This is a genomic window from Methylobacterium sp. BE186 (genome assembly GCF_031457035.1).
Lineage (GTDB): Bacteria > Pseudomonadota > Alphaproteobacteria > Rhizobiales > Beijerinckiaceae > Methylobacterium > Methylobacterium segetis.
This window is the reverse complement of sequence record NZ_JAVDVV010000011.1, coordinates 90331-112823: the sequence shown is the minus strand read 5'-3', so window position 1 is coordinate 112823 and position 22493 is coordinate 90331. Positions and strand designations below refer to the sequence as shown.

16 protein-coding genes are annotated in these 22493 nt (G+C 71.2%); 13 read left to right on the top strand and 3 right to left on the bottom strand.

What is annotated here, in order from left to right:
- Nucleotides 1-7: 7 nt before the first annotated feature.
- Nucleotides 8-2983 (bottom strand): patatin-like phospholipase family protein, encoded by a 2976-nt coding sequence (locus J2X36_RS13660; RefSeq protein WP_310350497.1) that lies wholly within the window; start codon nucleotides 2981-2983, stop codon nucleotides 8-10.
- 10 nt (nucleotides 2984-2993) lie between these two features.
- Complete coding sequence (locus J2X36_RS13655) at nucleotides 2994-3629, bottom strand: hypothetical protein (protein ID WP_132257301.1); 636 nt, start codon at nucleotides 3627-3629, stop codon at nucleotides 2994-2996.
- 406 nt (nucleotides 3630-4035) lie between these two features.
- On the opposite strand from J2X36_RS13655, the gene J2X36_RS13650 reads away from it, so the two are divergent.
- The 7 genes from J2X36_RS13650 to dxr all read left to right on the top strand — a co-directional run bounded on the left by J2X36_RS13650 (nucleotide 4036) and on the right by dxr (nucleotide 10747).
- The gene (locus J2X36_RS13650; RefSeq protein WP_310350493.1) at nucleotides 4036-5106 is read left to right on the top strand and encodes a 30S ribosomal protein S2; all 1071 of its coding nucleotides are present in this window, start codon (nucleotides 4036-4038) and stop codon (nucleotides 5104-5106) included.
- A 121-nt stretch (nucleotides 5107-5227) separates the two neighbouring features.
- Nucleotides 5228-6154 (top strand): translation elongation factor Ts, encoded by a 927-nt coding sequence (gene tsf, locus J2X36_RS13645; protein WP_310350490.1) that lies wholly within the window; start codon nucleotides 5228-5230, stop codon nucleotides 6152-6154.
- A 146-nt stretch (nucleotides 6155-6300) separates the two neighbouring features.
- A complete protein-coding gene (gene pyrH / locus J2X36_RS13640; RefSeq protein ID WP_310350485.1) occupies nucleotides 6301-7023 on the top strand; it encodes a UMP kinase in 723 nt (240 codons plus the stop codon).
- A 146-nt stretch (nucleotides 7024-7169) separates the two neighbouring features.
- Nucleotides 7170-7733, top strand: coding sequence for a ribosome recycling factor (gene frr / locus J2X36_RS13635; RefSeq protein ID WP_109891218.1), 564 nt, complete (start codon nucleotides 7170-7172; stop codon nucleotides 7731-7733).
- Between the two features lie 177 nt (nucleotides 7734-7910).
- The gene (locus J2X36_RS13630; RefSeq protein ID WP_310350578.1) at nucleotides 7911-8684 is read left to right on the top strand and encodes an isoprenyl transferase; all 774 of its coding nucleotides are present in this window, start codon (nucleotides 7911-7913) and stop codon (nucleotides 8682-8684) included.
- On the top strand, nucleotides 8684-9556 hold the full coding sequence (locus tag J2X36_RS13625; protein WP_132257409.1) for a phosphatidate cytidylyltransferase: 873 nt from the start codon (nucleotides 8684-8686) through the stop codon (nucleotides 9554-9556). Before J2X36_RS13630 ends, J2X36_RS13625 begins: the two co-directional genes overlap by 1 nt.
- Nucleotides 9557-9568: 12 nt before the next feature.
- Nucleotides 9569-10747 (top strand): 1-deoxy-D-xylulose-5-phosphate reductoisomerase, encoded by a 1179-nt coding sequence (dxr, locus tag J2X36_RS13620; RefSeq protein ID WP_310350480.1) that lies wholly within the window; start codon nucleotides 9569-9571, stop codon nucleotides 10745-10747.
- A 7-nt stretch (nucleotides 10748-10754) separates the two neighbouring features.
- Here dxr and J2X36_RS13615 read toward each other — a convergent pair whose 3' ends face one another.
- The gene (locus tag J2X36_RS13615; RefSeq protein WP_310350478.1) at nucleotides 10755-11399 is read right to left on the bottom strand and encodes a TetR/AcrR family transcriptional regulator; all 645 of its coding nucleotides are present in this window, start codon (nucleotides 11397-11399) and stop codon (nucleotides 10755-10757) included.
- 215 nt (nucleotides 11400-11614) lie between these two features.
- Here J2X36_RS13615 and J2X36_RS13610 point away from each other — a divergent pair, with 215 nt between their 5' ends.
- The 6 genes from J2X36_RS13610 to J2X36_RS13585 all read left to right on the top strand — a co-directional run bounded on the left by J2X36_RS13610 (nucleotide 11615) and on the right by J2X36_RS13585 (nucleotide 22466).
- Nucleotides 11615-12841: an HlyD family secretion protein gene (locus J2X36_RS13610; protein WP_310350474.1), complete on the top strand. Its 1227-nt coding sequence runs from the start codon at nucleotides 11615-11617 to the stop codon at nucleotides 12839-12841.
- Between the two features lie 15 nt (nucleotides 12842-12856).
- Nucleotides 12857-14428, top strand: a complete 1572-nt coding sequence (locus J2X36_RS13605) for a DHA2 family efflux MFS transporter permease subunit (protein ID WP_310350473.1) — start codon at nucleotides 12857-12859, stop codon at nucleotides 14426-14428.
- 181 nt (nucleotides 14429-14609) lie between these two features.
- Complete coding sequence (gene rseP / locus J2X36_RS13600) at nucleotides 14610-15767, top strand: RIP metalloprotease RseP (RefSeq protein ID WP_132257317.1); 1158 nt, start codon at nucleotides 14610-14612, stop codon at nucleotides 15765-15767.
- Between the two features lie 459 nt (nucleotides 15768-16226).
- Entirely contained in the window at nucleotides 16227-18803 is a 2577-nt protein-coding gene (bamA, locus tag J2X36_RS13595; protein ID WP_310350470.1) for an outer membrane protein assembly factor BamA, read from the top strand.
- A gap of 50 nt (nucleotides 18804-18853) precedes the next feature.
- Nucleotides 18854-19915, top strand: a complete 1062-nt coding sequence (gene lpxD, locus J2X36_RS13590) for a UDP-3-O-(3-hydroxymyristoyl)glucosamine N-acyltransferase (protein ID WP_310350468.1) — start codon at nucleotides 18854-18856, stop codon at nucleotides 19913-19915.
- A gap of 340 nt (nucleotides 19916-20255) precedes the next feature.
- Nucleotides 20256-22466 (top strand): ATP-binding protein, encoded by a 2211-nt coding sequence (locus J2X36_RS13585; protein ID WP_310350465.1) that lies wholly within the window; start codon nucleotides 20256-20258, stop codon nucleotides 22464-22466.
- Nucleotides 22467-22493: the final 27 nt, after the last annotated feature.

The window sequence follows — 22493 nt, the reverse complement described above, 5'->3', positions numbered from 1 at the left end:
TCCGCGCTCATCCCGCCTCGGCGTGCCGGGCGTGCCGGGCGGGCCGGTCGGCCAGAACCTCGGCGCCGTTGAAGACCCGGTGCAGGTCGGTCTCGGCCGGGTCCATCGCGTCGTCCCGCGTGTCGGGTGCGCGGGCGGCGGCATCGAGCATCGCGTCGGTGATCCAGGCGCCGAGCCGCCGGTAATTCTCGAAGTCGCTCTCGCTGAAGAACTGGTTCAGCGTCGGGTCGTGCGGGAAGGTCTTGCGCCGCGCGGCGCAGGCCGCGACCTCGATCGGCAGCGGGTCCGAGAGCCACGGCTTCAGGTACAGGAGGCGGCCCTTCGCCGCCGGCTCGTCACCGCGCGCCGGGTAGGTGATGCGGGCGAAGGCGCCCTCGCTGCGCAGGCGGCTCTGGTCGACCTCGATCGGGCGGGGAAATTCGACGGCGACGCCGAGGTCGATCCCCGCATACTGGATCGCCCGCGCGAGGTCCCCGTAGGCGTAGGCCTCGTCCTGCCCGGCATCGACGACGACGATCAGGCTGCAGCGCCGCCGCAGCATCTCGTAGAGCCCGAGATTGTCGAAGTGGCCGCCATCCGACAGGTACACGAAGGCGTTGTCGTCCCGGGACCGGCCGATCAGCTCGGACAGGAGCGCGGGGAGGGCGTGGCGCGGGCCGGCCCGCTTCAGCGCGCCCCGTGTCAGCCCGGCGCCGGGATTGGGCAGCCAGGCCCCGAGCCGCACGTTGAAGAGCGTCATCACGAAGGCGGTCAGGGCGGAGGAATGGTAGCCCATGTTCGGGCTCGCCGCCGCACCCGAGATCGTCATCGCCGTGCCGAGGCTGATCCCCTTCGGCTCGTCGTAGAGGCCGGTCTGGCGCTCGTCGCCGGCGTAGAGATCGGTCGGCACGTAGGCGCCGGTCGCCGCGCCGCCGTTCGCGGAGCGGCGAAGCTGGGCGGAGCCGCAATGCAGCGGCGTGATCGTGAAGGAATCCGCCTTGCGCTCGGCCTGGGCCGGGTCGAAGCCCCGGGTCCGGTTGAGGGCCACGTTGATCACGGGGAACAGGCGGGGCGGAACGCGGCGCGTGAAGGCGTCGGTCACGCGGAGGTTGTCGAGGGGGTCGAAACCCGTGAAGCGGTCGGGGCGCTGGTCCGCGGGCCGGCGCGCCGGGCCGAGGAATCCGCGGATCAGGCGGCTCCGGTAGACGGCGTGCATCGAGAAGCGGTTCAGGTTGATCACCCGTCCGAGGATCCACGCGAGGAGGATCGATGCGATCACCGTTGAGACACATGCGACGTTGATCGCGATCATCGACGGATCCGCGTCGAGGAGCCTCGCGATCCGGCCGATGCCGAGGGCGGTCCCGTGCCCGATCAGCACCAGCAGCACGGTGCCGAAGGCGACGATTCCGAGGCTGGTCAGGACCGAGAGCGGGACGAGGGGCGGCTTCCGCTCCGTCCCGTGCGCGGCGAAGGCCGTCAGCGCGCTGCGGCCGATCCAGGCGACGAGGCCGCCCGACGCGGCGCCGCCGCCCGCGAGCGCGGCGATGGCCGTGTCGCTCCATCCCGACAGGTGCGAGCCGCCGATCACCACGACGATGCCGGCGAGGCAGAGGCCCAGCACGATGATCAGCTTCGTGCCGTTGAGCCGGGCGAGCCATTCCCGGTCGAGGTCGCCCCGCAGGGCGTTGCGGCGCAGGGCCACGAACGCCGTGGTCCGCAGGGTCTCGGCGAGGGCGAACCAGAGGGGGCCGAGCAGGACCAGCCAGTGGATGTCGAGGTCCTGCGCGAGCCAGATGCCCCACCACAGGAGGCCCGCCGAGGCGAGGGCGCTGACCACCCAGGGGACGAGGCCCTTGCGGAACAGGCCGACATGCGCCCTGCGCGCCCGCGCCTCCTCCGCCGCGTCGCGCCCCTCGTAGCGGCGCCCGGCCTCCCAGAGGAAGGCGAGGGCGTAGGCGAGCAGGCAGAGCGCGAGGCTGAGCGCCGGAACGAGCAGGATGCCGGCCTCCAGGGCGCCGGTCCGCCGGGAATCGGGCGTTGTGGGGCAGGGCTGCGGCTTGTCCGGCAACTTGGCCGCCGACTTGTCCGGCATCTTGGCCGCGGGGCAGGAATCGGTCGGGGAGGCCGCCCGCTGGCGGCAGGGGCCCGGCGGGCAGATCGGGGCTTCCCCCGTGCCGAAGACCGGGTGGAGCGCCCTCGCGTGATGCTCCTCGAAGATCCGCGGCGCCACGGCCAGGGGGACGGCGAAGCACCAGACGAGGATCGGCACGATGATACGGATCCGGATCCGCCCCGCATCCGGCCCGAGGGGAGGGCCGCGGTCGCCCGCCCCGATTCGGGAGGCCGGCAGGTCGGGATGGCTGTGGCTCGGAACGCCGAGGATCGTCCCATACACGGCGGCGAGCAGGCCGGCGCCGCCGAGCCACAGCAGCACGAACTCGGCCGCGGCGTTCGGCCGGACCACCAGGGCCGCCGTCGTGGCGGCGTAGGTGAGGAAGGCCGCGGCCAGAGCCACGAAGACGGGCAGCAGCACGAACCAGTTGATGAGCGTGTTGCGCAGCCAGAGCAGGATTCCCGTCAGGGTGTCGAGCGAGAGGAGGCCGGGCTCGGGCGCCAGGAAGCTCGTGAAGCGCCGCAGTGCGTGGACCGGGCCGCCGGGCCGGTCGCCGCCGGGACCGCTGATCGCGGACTCGGCCTGCGCGACGCTGGCCGTCCGCGCTTCGGCCGCCGCGTCGTCGAGCTGCCCGGAGATCAGCCGGGTCAGGAACGCGCCGATATAGCCGCCGCCGGAGACCGTCGAGAGGTAGTGGAACCGCCCGAGCAGCCCGCGCGCGGCCAGCGCCTGCAGCACGCCGAGGCAGAAGGCGGCGCTGCGCACGCCGCCGCCCGACAGGCAGAGGGCGGCCGGCTGCTCGCCCTCCGCGAGCCCCAGGGCGTCCCGCTCGGCGGCCAGCGCCTCGGCGGTCGAGAGCGGGGCGACCGGATCGGCGTCGCTCGGCATCGCGCGCCCCTCAGGACCGGGTCAGGGCGTAGCTCAGGCCCTGGTTCAGCACGCGGCGGCAGAAGCGGTCGTCGAGGAGGGCGTTGCGGGCGGCCGGCAGGCGGGTCCGGTCGCTGGCGCTGATGCAGGTCACGAGCATCGCGGCGAGCGCCGCCCGCTTCTCGGATCCCGGGGCGAGCGCGCCGTCCGGCTTGCTGACGAGGGCGACGAGGAGCGTGCCGTACTGGCTGAGGATCATCGCGTAGGCGTCGTGGCCGATCACGCCGTTGGAATAGGCCTGGCAGGCGGCGTAGAGCCCGTCGCGCAGGGCGAGGACGGCCGGCGTCCGGCCATCGAGCTGGGTCACCTTCTCCGTCTGGGTGAACCCGCCCGCGATGCTGCCGCTGCCCTTCTCGGCGATGGTGACGCTGGCATTGGCGTTGGCGTTGCGCCCGAACTCCACGGCGTAGTCCGGGCTCGGCTCCGTGCAGACGATGGGCTGGACGAAGCCGTCCGGCCCCGGCCGCGGGCGCTCGGTGACGAGGCGTAGGTTGCCCGTCGTCGCCAGGGTGTTCGAGGTGCCGTATTGGAGCTGCGTCACCTTCAGGCTGGGCGAGTCGCAGGCCGCGAGCAGGCACAGGGACAGGATGGCTGCCGGAACGCGCATGGATGCCCCCATCGTTCGCGCGGCCCGCTCGGACCGCGTCTGACCCGCCGCCCGTCTTCGGGGCGTGACCGATCGAGGCCGGCCGGCGCTCAGCTCCCGGCTCCATCGCCTCGTTAAGGTTGATTTAATGCACTTGAAGTTGATTTTGAAAAGGGCAAAAGCGGCCCGTCGCCCCGGTTTTCCCCGATGCGTGGCGGCGCCCGTTTCGGATCGCGCAGGGGCATCCCCGCACGCCCGAGGGTGCGCGCCGCCGGGGCCGCCTTGCCTTCAGGCGGGGGCTCTGCTAAGGCCGCGCCCATTCCACACGCGGAGCCGGCCTCATGCCTGAATGAGGCGTTTCCGGTGGCCGGTCCCTCGCGGCCGGTCGCTTCCTCCGCGGCGGTATCAACCGGAGAGCATACCCATCATGGCCGTCGATTTCTCTATGCGTCAGCTCCTCGAAGCCGGCGCTCATTTCGGTCACCAGTCCCACCGCTGGAACCCGAAGATGCAGCCCTACATCTTCGGCACTCGCAACAACATCCACATCATCGACCTCGCCCAGACGGTGCCGGCGATGCACCAGGCGCTGCAGGCGGTGAGCGACACCGTCGCCAAGGGCGGCCGCGTGCTGTTCGTCGGCACGAAGCGGCAGGCGTCGGACACGATCGCCGAGGCCGCCAAGCGCTCGGCCCAGTACTACGTCAACTCCCGCTGGCTCGGCGGCATGCTGACCAACTGGAAGACCATCTCGGGCTCGATCCAGCGCCTGCGCAAGGTCGACGAGACCCTCGAGGGCGGCGGCCAGGGCCTGACCAAGAAGGAGCGCCTGATGCTGTCCCGCGAGAAGGACAAGCTCGAGAAGGCGCTCGGCGGCATCAAGGACATGGGCGGCGTGCCGGACCTCCTGTTCGTGATCGACACGAACAAGGAGCAGCTCGCCATCAAGGAGGCCCAGCGCCTCGGCATCCCGGTCGCCGCCATCGTCGACACGAACTGCAACCCGGACGGCATCACCTACGTGGTCCCGGCCAATGACGATGCCGGCCGCGCCATCGCGCTCTACTGCGACCTCGTCGCCCGCGCCGCCATCGACGGCATCTCGCGCGCCCAGGGCTCGTCGGGCATCGATCTCGGCGCGTCCGAGGCCCCGGTCGCCGAGGAGCTGCCCCCGGCCAACGACGATCGCGGCCCGGCGGTCGACGCCGAGGCGCTGAGCCCGGCCGACGTCGCGGCACTCGCCGAGTCGACGGAGCATTTCGAGCTCCTCGCCGCCCCGCGCGGCGCGCCGGACGACCTGACCAAGCTCAACGGCGCCGGCCCGCAGATCGTGCAGAAGCTCAACGATGCCGGCATCTACCATTACTGGCAGATCGCCGCGATGAGCGCCGAGGACATCGCCCGCGTGGACGGTGACCTGAAGCTCAACGGCCGCATCGGCCGCGACGGCTGGGTCGAGCAGGCCCGCGCCTTCGCCGAGGCCGCCGCCGCCGCCTGAGCACGCCGCGCGGCCCGTCACCGGGCCGCGCCGGACGGCCTGCGAAACCCTTCGGGCCCGGTGCTCAGCCCTTGAGCGCCGGGCTCATTCTCATTGGAACACGTCACAGGAAGGACCGGCCATGGCCAACATCACCGCCGCGATGGTGAAGGAGCTCCGCGAGAAGACCGGCGCGGGCATGATGGATTGCAAGGGCGCCCTCAACGAGACGAACGGCGACCTCGAGGCCGCCGTCGACTGGCTGCGCAAGAAGGGCCTCGCCAAGGCCGCCAAGAAGGCCGGCCGCACCGCCGCCGAGGGCCTCGTCGCCGTCGAGTCCTCGGGCCACCACGCCGCCATCGTCGAGGTGAATTCCGAGACCGACTTCGTCGCCCGCAACGACAATTTCCAGGCCTTCGTCCGCGAGGCCGCCAAGCTCGCCCTCAACACGGACGGCACGCTGGAGGGCCTGCAGGCCGCCCCGTTCCCCGGCGAGTCGACTACCGTCGGCGAGCGGCTCCAGAGCCTGATCGCCACGATCGGCGAGAACATGAACCTGCGCCGCGTCGCCAAGCTCGACGTCACGAAGGGCGTGATCGCGAGCTACGTCCACAACCAGGTCACCGAGGGCCTCGGCAAGATCGGCGTGCTGGTCGCGCTCGAATCCGAGGGCAGCGTCGACGGCCTCTCGGCGCTCGGCCGCCAGATCGCCATGCACGTCGCGGCGACGAACCCGGTCGCCCTCGACGCCTCGGGCGTCGACGCGGCGACGCTGGAGCGCGAGAGCAACATCCTGCGCGAGAAGAACGCCGGCAAGCCGGACCACGTCCTCCAGAAGATCGTCGAGAGCGGCCTGAAGACCTACTACAAGGAGGTCACCCTCCTGGAGCAGCCCTTCGTCCACGACGGCTCGAAGTCGGTCGCGCAGGTGCTCAAGGAGGCCGAGGGCAAGGTCGGCGCGCCGGTCAAGCTGACGGGCTTCGTCCGCTACGCGCTCGGCGAGGGCATCGAGAAGGAAGAGGGGCCGGACTTCGCGACCGAGGTCGCCCAGCAGGCCGGCCGCGCCTGAACCCCGCGCCCTCTCCCCGAGACGGGGAGGGGCCACCTTCCGGGCGCGCGCCCCTCGACGGCGCGCGCCCGCTTAAGTAGAAGCCCCCTCGGTTCGCGTGCAGGCCGGCGCGGTCTTCGGAACGCCGGCGACGAGGGGATGGGCTGATGCCGGAGACGACGCCGTTTCGCCGCGTGCTCGTGAAGCTCTCCGGCGAGGCGTTGGCCGCACCGGACGGCTACTGGCTGCACCCCCCGACGCTCGCCGGCCTCGCCGAGGACATCGCCCGCACGATCGAGGCCGGCATCGAGGTCGCCCTCGTGGTCGGCGGCGGCAACATGATCCGCGGCGCCCGCATCTCGGCCGCCGGCTTCATCGACCGGGCCACCGGCGATTCCCTCGGCATGATGGCGACGGTCATGAACTCGCTGGCGCTGGAGACGGCGCTCAACGCGACCGGCGTGACGGCGCGCACCATGTCCGCCGTCTCGATGCCGACGATCTGCGAGACCTACGCCCGGCAGCCGGCCCTGCACCACCTCGACAAGGGGCAGGTCGTCGTCCTCGCCGGCGGCACGGGCAACCCCTACTTCACGACCGACACCGCCGCGGTGCTCCGGGCGGCGGAACTGCGCTGCGACGCCGTGCTGAAGGCGACGCAGGTCGACGGCGTCTACTCGGCCGATCCGAAGCAGGACCCGTCGGCGACGCGCTACGACCGCATCACCCACGACGAGGCCATCGCCCGCGACCTCAAGGTGATGGACACCGCCGCCTTCGCGCTCGCCCGCGAGAGCCGGCTCTCGATCGTGGTCGGCTCCGTGCACGCCCCGAGCTCGATCACCGCGATCCTCACCGGGCAGGCGCCCTCGACCCACGTCGTGCCCTGAGGCGCGCGGCGGGCGGCAGCGGCCCCGTTTTCCTTGCGCGATAGGCATTTGCGGCGCTGCCGATTTTCGTTCATTGAAGCCCCGGACGGGCGGCCCCAGGGGCGCCGCCCCGGCATGCAATCGGGACGCGTCGGGAACCGCAGGACATGGCCACACCGGACTTCGATCTGAACGACCTCAAGCGCCGCATGCAGGGCGCCGTGACCTCGCTCTCGAAGGATCTCGGCTCGCTGCGCACCGGCCGCGCGACGCCGAGCCTCCTGGACCCGATCCAGGTCGACGCCTACGGCGCGATGATGCCGATGGCGCAGGTGGCGACCGTGAGCGTGCCGGAGCCGCGCCTCCTCAGCATCTCGGTCTGGGACCGCAGCATGATCACGGCCGTCGAGAAGGCGATCCGCGAATCCGATCTCGGCCTCAACCCGCAGACCGAGGGCCAGACCATCCGCCTGCGCATCCCCGAGATGAACGAGCAGCGCCGCAAGGAGATGGTCAAGGTCGCCCACAAATACACCGAGGAGGCCCGCGTCGCCGTGCGCCACGTGCGCCGCGACGGGCTCGACCATCTCAAGAAGCTCCTCAAGGACAGCGCGATCAGCGAGGACGACGAGAAGCGTCAGGCCGCGGAGGTCCAGAAGGCCACCGACCACCACATCGCCGAGATCGACGGCGTGCTCGCCTCGAAGGAGAAGGAGATCATGCAGGTCTGAGCCGGACCTGCGGCGGGCGAGGGGCGGTTCCGCATCGACGCGGGGCCCGCGCGCTCTCGCGGGGCAGGACCTGAAATTGCCCCAAGGATGCGCCAGAGAGGCCCCGGTGCGGGACCGGCGCGAGCGATGGAGAGACGCGTGGAGCAGGCGGAGCGCGCGCGTCAGGCCGAGGCGGGCATGACGAGCGACGGCCAGACGGCGGCACGATCGGGCCAGGGGAGCGTCGCATCCGCCCCCTGTCCGGCCCCGGGGCACGTCGCCATCATCATGGACGGGAACGGGCGCTGGGCCGCGCGCCGCGGGCTGCCCCGCGTCGAGGGGCACCGGCGCGGCGTCGAGGCCGTGCGGCGCGCCGTGCGCTCGGCCATCGACCTCGGCATCCGCTACCTCACGATCTACAGCTTCTCCTCCGAGAATTGGCGGCGCCCGCCGGCCGAGGTCTCCGACCTGATGGGCCTCCTCAAGCTGTTCGTGCGCCGCGACCTCGCGGATCTCCAATCCAACAACGTCCGCATCCGCATCATCGGCGAGCGCGAGGGCCTGAGCCCCGACATCGCCGCCGTCCTGCGCGAGGCCGAGGAGCGCACGCGCGCCAATACCGGGCTCACCCTCGTCGTCGCCTTCAATTACGGCGGGCGCCAGGAGATCCTGAGCGCCGTGCGCCGCCTCGCCGCGGCGGTCGCCGAGGGCCGCCTCGCGCCGGAGGCGATCGACGCCTCGCGGATCGCCGACGCCCTCGACACGGCCGGCATCCCGGACCCGGACCTCGTGATCCGCACCTCCGGCGAGCAGCGCCTCTCGAACTTCCTGACCTGGCAGACCGCCTACTCGGAATACGTCATCGTGCCGGAATTCTGGCCGGACTTCGACCACGCGGCCTTCGCGGCTGCGATCGACGAGTTCCACCGGCGCGACCGACGCTTCGGCGGCCTCAGCCAGAAGGCCGGATGATGAGCGCCGCCGGCGAGGTCCGCCCGAGCCCGGTTTCGGGCCGCCCCCGCCTGGGCGGGCGCGAATTCGTCCTCCGCGTCGTCTCGGGCGTGATCCTGGCCGGCATCGTCGTCGCGACGCTCGTCGAGGGCGGCTGGCCCTTCGCCCTGGTCTGGCTCGTGGCGGGCATCGTCGGCGCGGCCGAGTGGATCGGCATGAGCCGCACCCGGCCGGGCGGCTTCCTGATCGTCCTGATCGGCGCGACGCTCGGCGGCCTCGCGCTCTGCGCGCAGTCGGGCACGTCGCCGCTGGCCTCGCTCGCCGTGTTCGTCGCCGGCGCCGCGGCCGTGCTCGCGGTCGCGGCCGGGGGTTGGGGGCGCCTGCGCGCGCTGGCGGCCCTCGCCGCGGCGGCCGTGATCGTGCTGGTGCCCTCGGCCCTGCGCGACGATCCCGCGATCGGCATCGTCGGGCCGGCCTGGATGTTCGCCGTCGTCTGGTCGACGGACATCGCCGCCTACTTCACCGGCCGCAGCCTCGGCGGCCCCAAGCTGATGCCCCGGGTCTCGCCGAAGAAGACGTGGTCGGGGGCGATCGGCGGCCTCCTCGCCGCGGTCGCGGCCGGCACCGGGCTGATGGCGCTCGCCCGGCTCTACGGCTGGAGCAGCCTCGCCGAGGCGCCCCTGGAGCAGATCGCCCTCGCCAGCGCCGTCGCCTCGATCCTCAGCCAGGCCGGCGACCTCGTCGAATCGGGCCTGAAGCGGGTCTACGGCGTCAAGGATTCCGGCCGCTCGATCCCCGGCCACGGCGGCGTCATGGACCGGCTCGACGGCTTCTTCGCCGTCGCCCTCCTCGTCGGCCTCTACCTCGTCCTGCGCCGCCTCGCGGCGGCCTGAAGGAGCCTGCCCGTGTCTCTCACCGTCACCATCCTCGGGGCCACAGGCTCGATCGGCCGCTCGACCGCGGATCTCCTCGCCCAGCACGACGGCCGCTTCCGCGTCGGCGCCCTCGTTGGCGGGAAGGACGCGGCAGCGCTCGCCAAGCTCGCCCGCGAGATGCGCGCCGAGTTCGCCGCGCTCGCCGACGAGAGCGCCGGCCCGGCCCTGCGCGAGGCGCTCTCCGGCTCCGGCATCGCCTGCGGCGCCGGCGAGAGCGCGGTGCTGGAGGCGGCCTCCCGCGAGGCCGACATCGTGGTCGCGGCGGTGAGCGGCGCGGCGGGCCTCAAGCCGACCCACGCGGCGCTGCGCCTCGGCCGCACCATCGCGCTCGCCAACAAGGAGAGCCTCGTCTGCGCGGGCCACGCCTTCATGCGCGACGCCGCCCGCTACGAGGCGCGCCTGCTGCCCGTCGATTCCGAGCACAACGCGCTCGCCCAGGCCCTCGGCGACGGCCGCGTCTCGGACGTGGCCAAGATGACCATCACGGCCTCCGGCGGCCCGTTCCGGACCTGGACGCGCGAGCGCATCCAGGCGGCCTCGCCGGCCGAGGCGGCGGCCCATCCGACCTGGTCGATGGGCATGAAGATCAACATCGATTCCGCCTCCCTGATGAACAAGGGGCTGGAGCTGATCGAGGCGCACCACCTGTTCGCGATCGAGCCGGAGCGGCTCGACGTGATCGTGCACCCGCAATCGATCGTGCACGGCCTCGTCTACTGGCGCGACGGCGCCGTGACCGCGGGCCTCGCCATGCCCGACATGCGGGTGCCGATCGCCCATTGCCTCGGCCTGGGCGACCGGCTCTCGATCGCGCGCGGGCGGAATCTCGACCTCGCGGCGGCCGGCAGCCTCACCTTCGAGCCCGCCGACGAGACCCGCTTTCCCTGCCTCGCGATCGCCCGCGCGGCGCTGGCCGAGGGCGGGGCCGCGCCGACCGTGATGAACGCGGCCAACGAGATCGCGGTCGCCGCCTTCATCCGCGGCGAGATCGCTTTCTACGGCATCGCCGATCTGGTGGGGCGGGCCTGCGAGCACTTCGCCGGCACCTACCGGACGGCGCCCGCCGACGTCGAGGAGGCGCTGGCCATCGACGCGCATGTGCGCGCCTGGAGCGGCAAGGCCCTGCCGCAGCAGCGCGCCGCGGGCTGAGGCAGGCTCAGGCCGCCGGGCCGTAGGCCGCGAAGAAGACGCGCACCGCCTCCTCGACCCGGTAGCGCATCTCGGCCTCCGTCACGGGTCCGCCGGCGCAGAACAGGAGCCGGGTCAGCAGGCCGGCCTGCGTCAGGTGGAGGAAGTGCTTGGCCGCGAGGTCGGGATCGGCGATCACCAGCCGCCCGGCCGCGACCTGCGTCCTGAGATAGGCCGCGAGCCGCGCCGCCCCCTGCGCCGGGCCCGCCTCGAAGAAGGCTTGACCGAAGCGGGGAAACTTCTCGCTCGCGCCGATCACCATGCGGATCACTTGGACGTGCTCAGGCCGGATCATCTCGGTCAGGTAGGTGAGGCCGAGGCGCATCAGCACCGCGCGCACGTCCGGATCGTCCGCGTCGAGGCGGAACAGGGCCTCGGCGAGGCAGCGCTTCTCCTCCAGAGTCAGCGCCTCGAACAGCGCCTCCTTGCTGTCGAAGTAGACGTAGAGCGTGCCCTTCGAGACGCCGGCCGCCCGGGCGATCTCGCCCATGCTCGCGCCGTCGAAGCCGGAGCCGAGGAACACGGCGCGCGCGCCGTCGAGGATCTGCCGGCGCTTGTCGCCGTCCGCAGAGGTGCGACCGGCAGGCTCCAGGATCGCGGCGTCGCTCGTCATCGTCGTCTCACTCACGCACCAAACCGGCATTCTGGCGGATTCGCTCACGGCGCGAAATCCGGGCGGCCCGCCGTCGCGTCGCGACGGCCGCGCTGTCCGAGAATGCATTGACCGAACCGTTCAGTCATCATAGATATGTCCTGTCGCTCCGTCTGGGTCAACCTGCGCGGAGGCTTGACCGAACGGTTCGGTCAGAGATTGCAACGGGTGAGCCGATGTCCCTGCGCGAGGACGAGACCGCGAGGCACGAGACGATCACGACGAGCCCCGACGAGGCGGCGGACGAGGTCCCCGCATCGCGCGTGCCCGGAACCGTGCCGGCTCTCGCCACAGCTCCGGCCCCGGTCGTCCTCGCCCCGAGCCCGCCTTCGCGCCGCCGCCGCGTGCGCAGGCTCGCGCTCCTCCTGCTGCTCGCGGCGGCGCTCAGTGGCGGCGGCTACAAGGCCTACGATTGGTGGACGCTCGGCCGCTTCTTCGTCTCGACGGACGATGCCTACGTGCAGGCCGACATCTCCGTTCTCGCGGCCAAGGTCCCCGGCTACCTCGCCGCCGTTCCCGTCCGCAACGGGCAGTCGGTCCGCAAGGGCGACGTGATCGCGACGCTCGACGACGGCGATTACCGCCTCGCTCTCGAGGCGGCGCACGACAAGCTCCTGACCCAGCAGGCGACGATCGGCCGGATCGGCCACCAGATCGAGGCGGCTCAGGCGCAGATCGCGCAAGGCGTCGCCCAGATCGACGCCGCCAGGGCCGACGCGGTCCGCGCATCCGCCGATTACGGGCGCCAGCAGGCGCTGGAGAAGTCGGATTTCGTGGCGAAGTCGCGCATCGAGCAGGCCCGCGCCGACCGCGACCGCACGGATGCGGCCGTGAAGGGGGCCGAAGCCTCGCTCGCGGCCACCAAGGCCAATGTCGAGGTTCTGCGCGCGCAGCAACGCGAGGCGGAGAGCCTCGCGGTGGAACTGAAGAACGCCGAGGAGAGGGCGGCCCGCGACCTCGCCTTCACGACGATCCGCGCGCCCTTCGACGGGGTCGTCGGCAACAAGGCGGTTGAGGCGGGCGCCTACGTCTCGCCGGGCTCCCGCGTCGCGGCCCTGGTACCGCTGCAGAGCGTGCGCGTCGACGCGAACTTCAAGGAGACGCAGCTCGCCCGGATGCGCCCCGGCCAGCCCGTCCACATCGCGGTCGACGCGTATCCGGACCGGGACATCGTCGGCGAGGTGGAGTTCCTGTCGCCGGCCTCGGGCTCCGTCTTCAGCCTGCTGCCCCCCGACAACGCCACCGGCAACTTCACCAAGATCGTGCAGCGCCTGCCCGTGCGCATCCGCGTGCCGGTGGCGGTCGCCCAGGAGGGCCTGCTGCGGCCCGGACTCTCCGTGACGGCGCGCGTCGACACGCGCGAGGCCGGCGAGGGACGCGTCCGCACCGCGGGCCACGAGTAGGAGGCGGGACCCGCCATGGCCGCACCGGCAGCATCGACCGCCCCCGCCGAGCCGACCCTCGACCGGCGCCGCATGGTGGCGTTCCTCTGCATGGTGTTCGGGATGTTCATGGCGATCCTGGACATCCAGATCGTCTCGGCCTCCCTGGCCGAGATCCAGGCGGGCCTCTCGGCCTCGGCCGACGAGATCCCCTGGGTGCAGACGAGCTACCTGATCGCGGAAGTGATCATGATCCCGCTCTCGGGCTTCCTGTCGCGGGTGATCTCGACGCGCTGGATGTTCACGATCGCGGCGGGCGGCTTCACCCTGATGAGCCTGATGTGCTCGACCTCGACCACGATCAACGAGATGATCGTCTGGCGGGCGCTGCAGGGCTTCATCGGCGGCGGCATGATCCCGACCGTCTTCGCCTCGGCCTTCACGATCTTCCCGCCCTCCAAGCGCCCGATCGTCTCGCCGATGATCGGCCTCGTGGCGACCCTCGCCCCGACGATCGGCCCGACCGTCGGCGGCTACCTGACCGACCTGTTCTCCTGGCACTGGCTGTTCCTCATCAACATCGTGCCGGGCATCTTCGTCACGGTCTCGACCTACCTCCTCGTCGATTTCGACAAACCGAACCTCGACCTGTTCAAGCATTTCGACTGGTTCGGCCTCGCCTTCATGGCGGGCTTCCTCGGCTGCCTCGAATACGTCCTGGAGGAGGGGCCGAACCACGATTGGCTCGCCGACGAGGCCGTGCTCACCTGCGCGATCGTCTGCGCCGTCTCGGGGCTCGCCTTCTTCTGGCGCGCCTTCACGGCCCGCGAGCCGATCGTCGACCTGAGGGCCTTCGGCGACCGCAATTTCGCGGCGGGCTGCGTCTTCAGCTTCGTGATGGGCATCGGCCTCTACGGCCTGACCTACCTCTATCCCGTCTATCTCGGGCGGGTGCGCGGCTACTCGGCGCTGCAGATCGGCGAGACGATGTTCATCTCCGGCCTCGCCATGTTCGCGACCGCGCCGATCGCCGGCCGCTTCTCGGGGCGCGCCGACCCGCGCGTCCTGATGGCGATCGGCTTCGCGGGCTTCGCCGCCGGCACCTGGATCGTGACCGGGCTCACCAAGGACTGGGACTTCTGGGAGCTCCTGCTGCCGCAGGTCCTGCGGGGCTGCTCGCTGATGCTGTGCATGATCCCGATCAACAACATCGCGCTCGGCACCCTGCCGCCGGCGCGGATGAAGAACGCGTCGGGCCTCTACAACCTGACGCGCAATCTCGGCGGCGCCGTCGGGCTTGCCCTCATCAACACGCTGCTGAACGACCGCTGGGACCTGCATCTCGCCCGGCTCCACGAGCGCTTCACCTGGACGAACGCGGCCGTGCTGGAGCGCCTCGACGCGATGCGCCGCCAGTTCGAGGTGCTCGGCGGCGACGCCAACGCGCAGGCGCTGAAGGCGATGGCCAACACGGTGCGGGTGCAGGGCCTGCTGATGAGCTTCTCGGACGTGTTCCTCGTGCTGACCGGGCTCTTCCTCGCCATGGCCTGCGCGACGCCCCTGATCCGGCGCCCGCGCGCCGCGGGGCCGGCCGGGGCCGGCCATTGAAGCGCCGCGAATAGCGGGGAAAACGGGCGCTCCCGGAGCGGGGCGCTCGCCTGCCGGTGCGGCGCGTGCGACCTTCCCGCCCCCTCACGCGGGTTTGCGTTGGCTTGGCGGCCTCCCGATCTGCTAGACGGATGCCGACAGGCAAGGATGCGGCCCGGCGCGGGCCCCGAGGAACGACGGCATGGACTTTCTGAACGCCATGGTCGGCACGGCCGGCGGCTTCTTCGGCGCGGTGATCCCCTTCCTGATCGTGCTGACCATCGTGGTCTTCGTGCACGAGATGGGGCACTTCCTGGTCGGGCGCTGGTGCGGGGTCGGCGTCAACGCCTTCTCGATCGGGTTCGGGCCGGAGATCGTCGGATTCAACGACCGGCACGGCACCCGCTGGAAGCTCTGCGCAATCCCGCTCGGCGGCTACGTGAAATTCTACGGGGACGCCAACGGCGCCAGCATCCCGGACCCGGAGGCGGTGGCCCGGATGAGCCCGCGCGAGCGGGCGATCAGCTTCCCGACGCAGCCCGTCGCCAAGCGCGCGGCGATCGTCGCGGCCGGCCCGGTCGCGAACTTCATCCTGGCGATCGCGCTCTTCGGCGGCGCCATCTGGCTCGGGGGGCGCTACGAGCTGCCGCCGCGCGTCGAGGCGGTGATGCCCAACAGCGCCGCCGCGCGCGCCGGCTTCCAGCCGGGCGACGTCATCAAGGCGATCGACGGCAAGCCGGTCGGCAACTTCATCGCCATGCAGCGCACGGTCTCGGCGAGCGCCGACTCGACCCTCACCTTCACGGTGGAGCGCGCGGGCAGCGAGACGCAGGTCGTCGCGACGCCCGAGGTCTACGAGGAGCGCACGCCCTTCGGCCGCCACCGGCTCGGGCGCCTCGGCATCCAGGGCCCGAAGGGCAGCGAGGCGAAGCTCGTCGAGTACGGCCCGGTCCAGTCCCTCGTGCTCGGCGTGCAGGAGACCTATTTCGTGGTCGACCGCACCTTCGACTATCTCGGCAAGCTGGTGACGGGCCGCGAATCCGCCGACCAGCTCTCGGGGCCGATCGGCATCGCCCGGGTCTCGGGCGAGGTCGCCAAGGCCGGCGGCGTCGGCGGCCTCGTCGGGCTCGTCGCGCTCCTGTCGGTCTCGATCGGCCTCCTCAACCTGTTCCCGGTGCCGCTCCTCGATGGCGGGCACCTGATGTTCTACGCCTTCGAGGCCGTGCGCGGGCGGCCCTTGAGCGAGCGCGCGCAGGAGATCGGCTTCCGCATCGGCCTCGCGCTGGTGCTGATGCTGATGCTGTTCGCCGCCTGGAACGACATCCTCAATCTCGGCGCCTCCTGGGGCCGCGGCACCTGAGCCGAACCCCGACGCGTCCGCCGCGAGGGCCCGCCGCGATCCGGCGGGCCTTTCGCGTTTCGAGGGAGATGAATGCATTCCCAGCAACCGGCGGTCGCACGGGCGCCGCGCGCAGGGCGGATTTCGGCCATATTCGGACGGCGCCGGGCTGCGCGCGCCGGCGCCGTCAAGGTTGACGAGCCGTTGACGTGATCGCGCACCGTTTTGAAAAGCCTCGCGAATTCGCGAATTTACGCGCCGTTCACCCTGATGCGCGATGCTGAGGAAATCTCCCGCATCGTTAAGTGGCGCGAAGGCCACGACCCTCCAAAATCCCAAGGAGCGGGTTCCTCGGAGCGTTTGCTTCGGTAGGGAATCCCGCTAGAAGCTGGGCTGGGACCAGATGGCAGGACGGTCGGGCAACGGCTGCCTGCCTACGGGTGCGAACCCGTGCCGATAAAAACACAGACGGGCGATTACATGATGTCGATGACGGGGAAGCGCCGGCGGAAGTCGGTGGAACGGGCCATCGTCCTAGTCGCCGCCGCAGCCGCCGGTGTCGCGCTGGGCGGGACCGCGCAGGCGCAGCAGATCGTCGTCCAGGGTAACAGCCGCGTCGATTCCGACACGATCCGCTCCTACGTCACGGGGACGGCCTCCGGCTCCGCGGAGGAAGCCCGGCGCAACCTGCTCGCCAGCGGCATGTTCTCCGAGGTCCGTGTCTCGCAGGGCGGCGGTCGCACGGTCGTCACGGTCCGCGAGAACAACCTCATCAACCGCGTCGTGTTCGAGGGCAACAAGAAGGTCGAGAAGGGCACCCTGGAGGGCGTCGTCGAAGCCAAGGCCCGCGGCCCGTTCAGCTTGAACACCGTCAACGCCGACATCCAGCGCATCCGCGAGGTCTACCGCCGGGCCGGCCGCGGCGGCGCCAAGGTGAGCTACCGGACGGTCGACCTGCCGAACGGCCGCATCGACGTGATCTACACGATCGACGAGGGCGACAAGACCGGCATCGTCGCCATCAACTTCGTGGGCAACAACGCCTATTCCGAGGGCAAGCTCAAGGAGCTGATGAGCTCGTCGGAGATGAACCTCCTGAGCTTCGTCAAGACCTCCGACGTCTACGACCCGGACCGCATCGCGGCCGATGTCGAGCTCGTCCGCCGCTACTACCTCAAGAACGGCTACGCCGATTTCCGCGTCGTCAACGCGGATGCCCGCTACGTCGAGGCGCCCGAGGGCGAGAAGTCCGGCTGGATCGTCACCGTGACGATCGAGGAGGGCGCCCAGTACCGCGTCGGCGCCGTGGCGATCGATTCCCGCCTGCCGGGCGTCGACACGGCCGGCCTCGAGAGCGAGATCCGCGCCTCGGTCGGCGACGTCTACAATGCCGAGGACGTCGAGAAGACCCTCACCGGCGTGACCACCCAGATCGCCCGCCAGGGCTACCCCTTCGCGCAGGTCCGCCCGACCGGCCAGCGCGACCGCGGCACGCAGCAGGTCTCCCTCGGCTTCGTGGTCGAGGACGGCCCTCACGTCTACGTCGAGCGCATCAACGTCCGCGGCAACACCCGCACCCGCGACTACGTCATCCGCCGCGAGCTCGATATCTCCGAGGGCGACGCCTACAACCGCGTCCTGACCGACCGGGCGGAGCGCCGCCTGAACGGCCTCGGCTTCTTCAAGAAGGTGCGCTTCTCCAACGAGCCCGGCTCCGCGCCGGACCGCGTCATCATCAACATCGACGTCGAGGATCAGCCCACCGGCTCGTTCTCCGTCGCGGGCGGCTTCTCGACCCAGGACGGCATCATCGGCGAGGTCTCGATCTCGGAATCGAACTTCCTCGGCCGCGGCCAGTACGTCCGCGTCGCCGGCACCGGCGGCCAGTACACGCGCGGCTTCGACTTCTCGTTCACCGAGCCGTACTTCCTCGGCTACCGCCTCGCCGCGGGCTTCGACGCCTTCTACAAGTACAGCGACCTGACCCGCTACTCGCGCTACGAGACGACGGTCTACGGCGGCCAGCTCCGCCTCGGCCTGCCGATCACGGAAGAGTTCGGCGTCACGCTCCGCTACTCGCTCTACAACACCGAGCTCGCGATCCCGAACTCGATCAAGCGGCCCTACAACGACTGCTCGAACCCGATCCCGGGCTTCACCCAGACCTATGCGCCGGGAACCATCCTCAACGGCCAGAACGTCGGCGGCCTCGCGGTCTACGGCTTCAACAACGTCTCCAACACGAACTGCGCCCTGAACGGCGAGGCCTCGATCGCGCTCAAGGGCTCGACGGGCAACACGCTCACCTCGCTGGCCGGCCTGACGCTGGCCTACTCGACCCTCGACAACGTGGGCGCGCCCCGCAACGGCGTCTACGCCGAGCTGAAGCCGGACGTGGCCGGCCTCGGCGGCGACTCGAAGTTCTTCCGCGTGACGGGCGAGGCCCGCTACTACAAGGAGATCTGGGAAGACGTCGTCGGCTTCGTCCGCTTCCAGGGCGGCCACATCTCCGCCCTCGACGGTAACCCGCTGCGCATCACGGACCAGTTCTTCCTCGGCCCGTCGCTCGTCCGCGGCTTCGCGCCGAACGGCATCGGTCCGCGCGACGTCGGCATCTCCGACAGCCGCTCGAACGCGATCGGCGGCTCCACCTACGTGGGCGGCACCCTCGAAGTGCAGTTCCCGATCTGGGGCGTCCCGCGCGATCTCGGCATCAAGGGCGCCGTCTTCGCCGATGCCGGCACGCTGTTCGGCTATCACGGCCGCCGCACCTTCAACGTCAACGGCGACGCCTTCATCAACGGCATCGCGCCCGGCGGCGCCTGCAACTACAACGCGCTCACCATCGGCGTTGAGCCGGAATGCGTGAACGTGCGCGACAACGCGAAGATCCGCTCCTCGATCGGTGCCTCGATCCTGTGGAACTCGCCCCTCGGTCCGATCCGCTTCGACTACGCCTACGCCCTCACCAAGGACGAAGGCTTCGTCACGCCGCTCGGCCGCGTCGGCAAGGACCAGATCCAGGCGTTCCGCTTCTCGGGCGGCTCGCGCTTCTAAGACAAAGGGTCGCGCGCCATCCGGCATCCCCGGGTGGCGCGTTGTCCGGCATGTCCGATCCCGTCTTCTTCACCGCGAACGGCACGCTGAGCCTCGGCGACATCGCTGAGGCTGCCGGTCTCTCCCTGCCCGAGGGGGCTGACCCGGCCACGCTCCTGACGGGCGCCGCGCCGCTGGAGAGCGCCGGTCCCGCCGATCTCGCCTACATGGACAACGCCCGCTACGGCGACGCGCTCGCCGCGACGCGCGCCGGCGTCTGCCTCGTCTCGCCCCGCTTCGCCCCGCGCGTGCCGGCCGCGACGGTCGCCCTCGTCACCCGCGACCCCTACCGCATCTACGCGAACCTTCTGGCCCGCCTGCACCCGGACGCGATGCGCCCCGCCTCGCTCTTCGGCGGCCGCGGCGTCTCACCCGGCGCCCATGTCCATCCCGAGGCGCATCTGGAGGAGGGCGTGCGGGTCGATCCCGGCGCGGTGATCGGGCCCGGCGCCGAGATCGGTTCCGGAACGGTGATCGGCCCGGGTGCCGCCATCGGCCCGAACGTGCGGATCGGCCGGGATTGCAGCATCGGGGCTGGCGCGACGCTGACGCACGCCCTCGTCGGCAATCGGGTCATCGTGCATCCCGGCGCCCGCATCGGCCAGGACGGATTCGGCTTCGCCATGGGCGCGAGCCACATCAAGGTGCCGCAGATCGGCCGCGTCATCGTGCAGGACGATGTCGAGATCGGCGCCAACACCACCATCGACCGGGGCGCGAGCCGCGACACGGTGATCGGCGAGGGCACCAAGATCGATAACCTCGTGCAGATCGCCCACAACGTCGTGATCGGGCGTCACTGCGTCATCGTCTCGGGCGTCGGCATCTCCGGCTCGACGACGCTGGAGGATTACGTGGTGCTCGGCGGGCAGGTGGGCGTGGTCGGGCATCTGCGCATCGGCCAGGGCTCGCAGATCGCGGGCTCCTCGAACGTCAACCGGGACGTTCCGCCGGGCAGCCGGTGGGGCGGCACGCCGGCCAAGCCCGTCCGCGCCTGGTTCCGCGAGATGACCACGCTCGCGAGGCTCGCGGAGCGCTCCGCCCGCGGCGAGCGGGACGAATCCGCCGACTGAGCCGCCGCGCCGAGAGGCCCCCACCCGAAGCGCGGCCCGACTGGATCCCGACCGGTGCATCGATCGAGGCGGGCTCGCCGCCCCCTCGACGACCTGCCGCATCACGAACGCGCGGATGCGTCGGATTGGACCGATCGCGGTGACCGCGCGGGAAGGCGCCGGGCGGCATGGCTCTGCGACACCATCGCCGCGCCGGGGGATGGCGCGAACGAGCAATCCGATCGTGCGCCATCTATCCGCGACCGCGCGCATGGCTAAGGTCAGGCAGCTTGCATGAGCATCGATTCGGCGGGGGCCATACGATACCATGGGCTCGAGCAAGGCCTCGGAGGTGCCCTCGGTGGCCGCTCCCGTTGAGGCGCCGCCCGCCGGCGCCGAGATCCGGGCCGGCCGCGCACTCCTCGTCGTCTCGCTCCTGCTTCCCGCCCTGCTCCTCGCGCTCGCGAGCTGGCAAAGCCGCCGCGAGGTGCTGCGCGAGGCGGACGGGCGCGTCGAGCGCACCCTGCGCGTGCTGCACGAGCACGCGATCAAGGTCTTCGAGACCCAGAAGCTGATCATCGACCGGGTGAACGGGCGCCTGCGCTTCATCGACTGGTCCCGGGAGGAGGACCGCCTCGACCTCCACCGCTTCCTCGCCGACCTGCAGAAGAGCTACGATCAAGTCGCCACGGTCACGATCACGGACGCGCAGGGGCGGCTGCGGGCGAGCAGCCGCGCCCATCCGGCCGATACGTCCATCGACTTCACCGACCGCGACTGGTTCCAGGCCCTCACCGGCGCGGACGAGAGGGACTTGTTCGTCTCGCGCTCCTATCTCGGCCGGCAGTCGCGCCAGCCGATCTTCAACGTGGCCCGCCGGGTGCAGAGCCCGGACGGAACGTTCCAGGGCGCCATCGCCCTCTCGGTGGACCGGAGCTACTTCGAGACCTTCTACCGGGAGGTCGACCCCGACCTCGAGCACAATGTCGTGCTGATTCGCGCCGACGGGGAGATCCTCGCCCGCGAGCCGAAGACGGACCTGACCGCCCTCCCGCCGAACGCGCCGATGATGCAGGCGATCACCCGCGGCGACGCCGGGCCCTACCGGGCCGTCTCGGCCGTCGACCGGGTGCCGCGCATCTTCGCCCTTCGGCGGGTCGAGCCCTACCCGGTCTATATCGGCTTCGGCCTCAGCGAGGCCGGAATCCTCGAAGTGTGGTGGCGCCACGTGACCGGCTACGCCGTGGTGGCCGCCCTCGCGGCGGGCTGCCTCCTCGGCCTCTCGCTCCTCGCGCTGCGGCAGATGCGGCAGGAGAAGCTCGCCTCCCGCCGATGGCGCGCGGCGGCCGACGCGCTCACCGCGGAAGCCGCCGAGCGCCGCCGGGCCGAGGAGCAGCTCCGGCAGGCGCAGAAGATGGAGGCGGTGGGCCGCCTCACGGGCGGCGTGGCGCATGATTTCAACAACCTGCTGACCGTGGTGATCGGCAATCTCGAGATGGCCCAGCGCCGCGCGGCGGATATCGACGCCCGCGTCCTGCGCGGCATCGACAACGCGATGGAGGGCGCGCGCCGGGCCGCGACCCTGACCCACCGCCTTCTCGCCTTCTCGCGCCAGTCGCCCCTGAGCCCGGAGACGGTCGACGCGAACCGCCTCGTCTCCGGCATGTCGGACCTCTTCCGCCGGACCTTGGGCGAGCCGATCGCGGTCGAGACCGTGCTCGCGGGCGGCCTCTGGCTGACGCAGGCCGACGTGAACCAGATGGAGAGCGCGATCCTCAACCTCGCCGTCAACGCGCGGGACGCGATGCCGGAGGGCGGCGCGCTCACGATCGAGACCGGCAACGCCTATCTCGACGAGGCCTATTCCGCCAACCACGAGGAATTGCGGCCGGGCCAGTACGTGATGATCGCCGTCTGCGACACGGGCGTCGGCATGCCGCCGGAGGTGCTGAGCCGGGTCTTCGAGCCCTTCTTCACGACCAAACCGCCGGGCAAGGGCTCCGGCCTCGGGCTCGCCCAGGTCTACGGCTTCATGCGCCAGAGCGGCGGTCACGTCGCGGTCTACTCGGAGGTCGGCCACGGCACCGCGATCAAGCTCTACTTCCCCCGTCTTGCCAGGGCCACCGGCGCCTCCGGCGATCCGGCCCAGCCGATGGAGACGCCGACGCTGATCCCCGGCGTGCTGGAGCGGGCACCCCAGCCCGGCCTCACCGTTCTGGCGGTGGAGGACGACCCGATGGTGCGCGCCTTCACCGTCGCCGCTCTGGAGGAGGCGGGCTACCGCGTGCTCCAGGCGGCGGAGGGGCCGCAGGCGCTGCGCCTGATCGAGAGCGAGCCCGACATCGCGCTCCTCTTCACCGACGTGGTGCTGACCGGGCCCCTCGATGGCCGCAGGGTCGCCGACGAGGCCCTGCGCCTGCGCCCCGCCCTCAAGGTGCTCTTCACCACGGGCTACACCCGCAACGCCATCATCCATCACGGCCGGCTCGACGAGGGCGTCGACCTCCTCGTCAAGCCGTTCACGGCCGCGAGCCTCGGGCGCAAGGTGCGGGCCGTACTGAGCCGGGCCTGAGGGCGGCCGTCACGCTCGGGTCTTGCG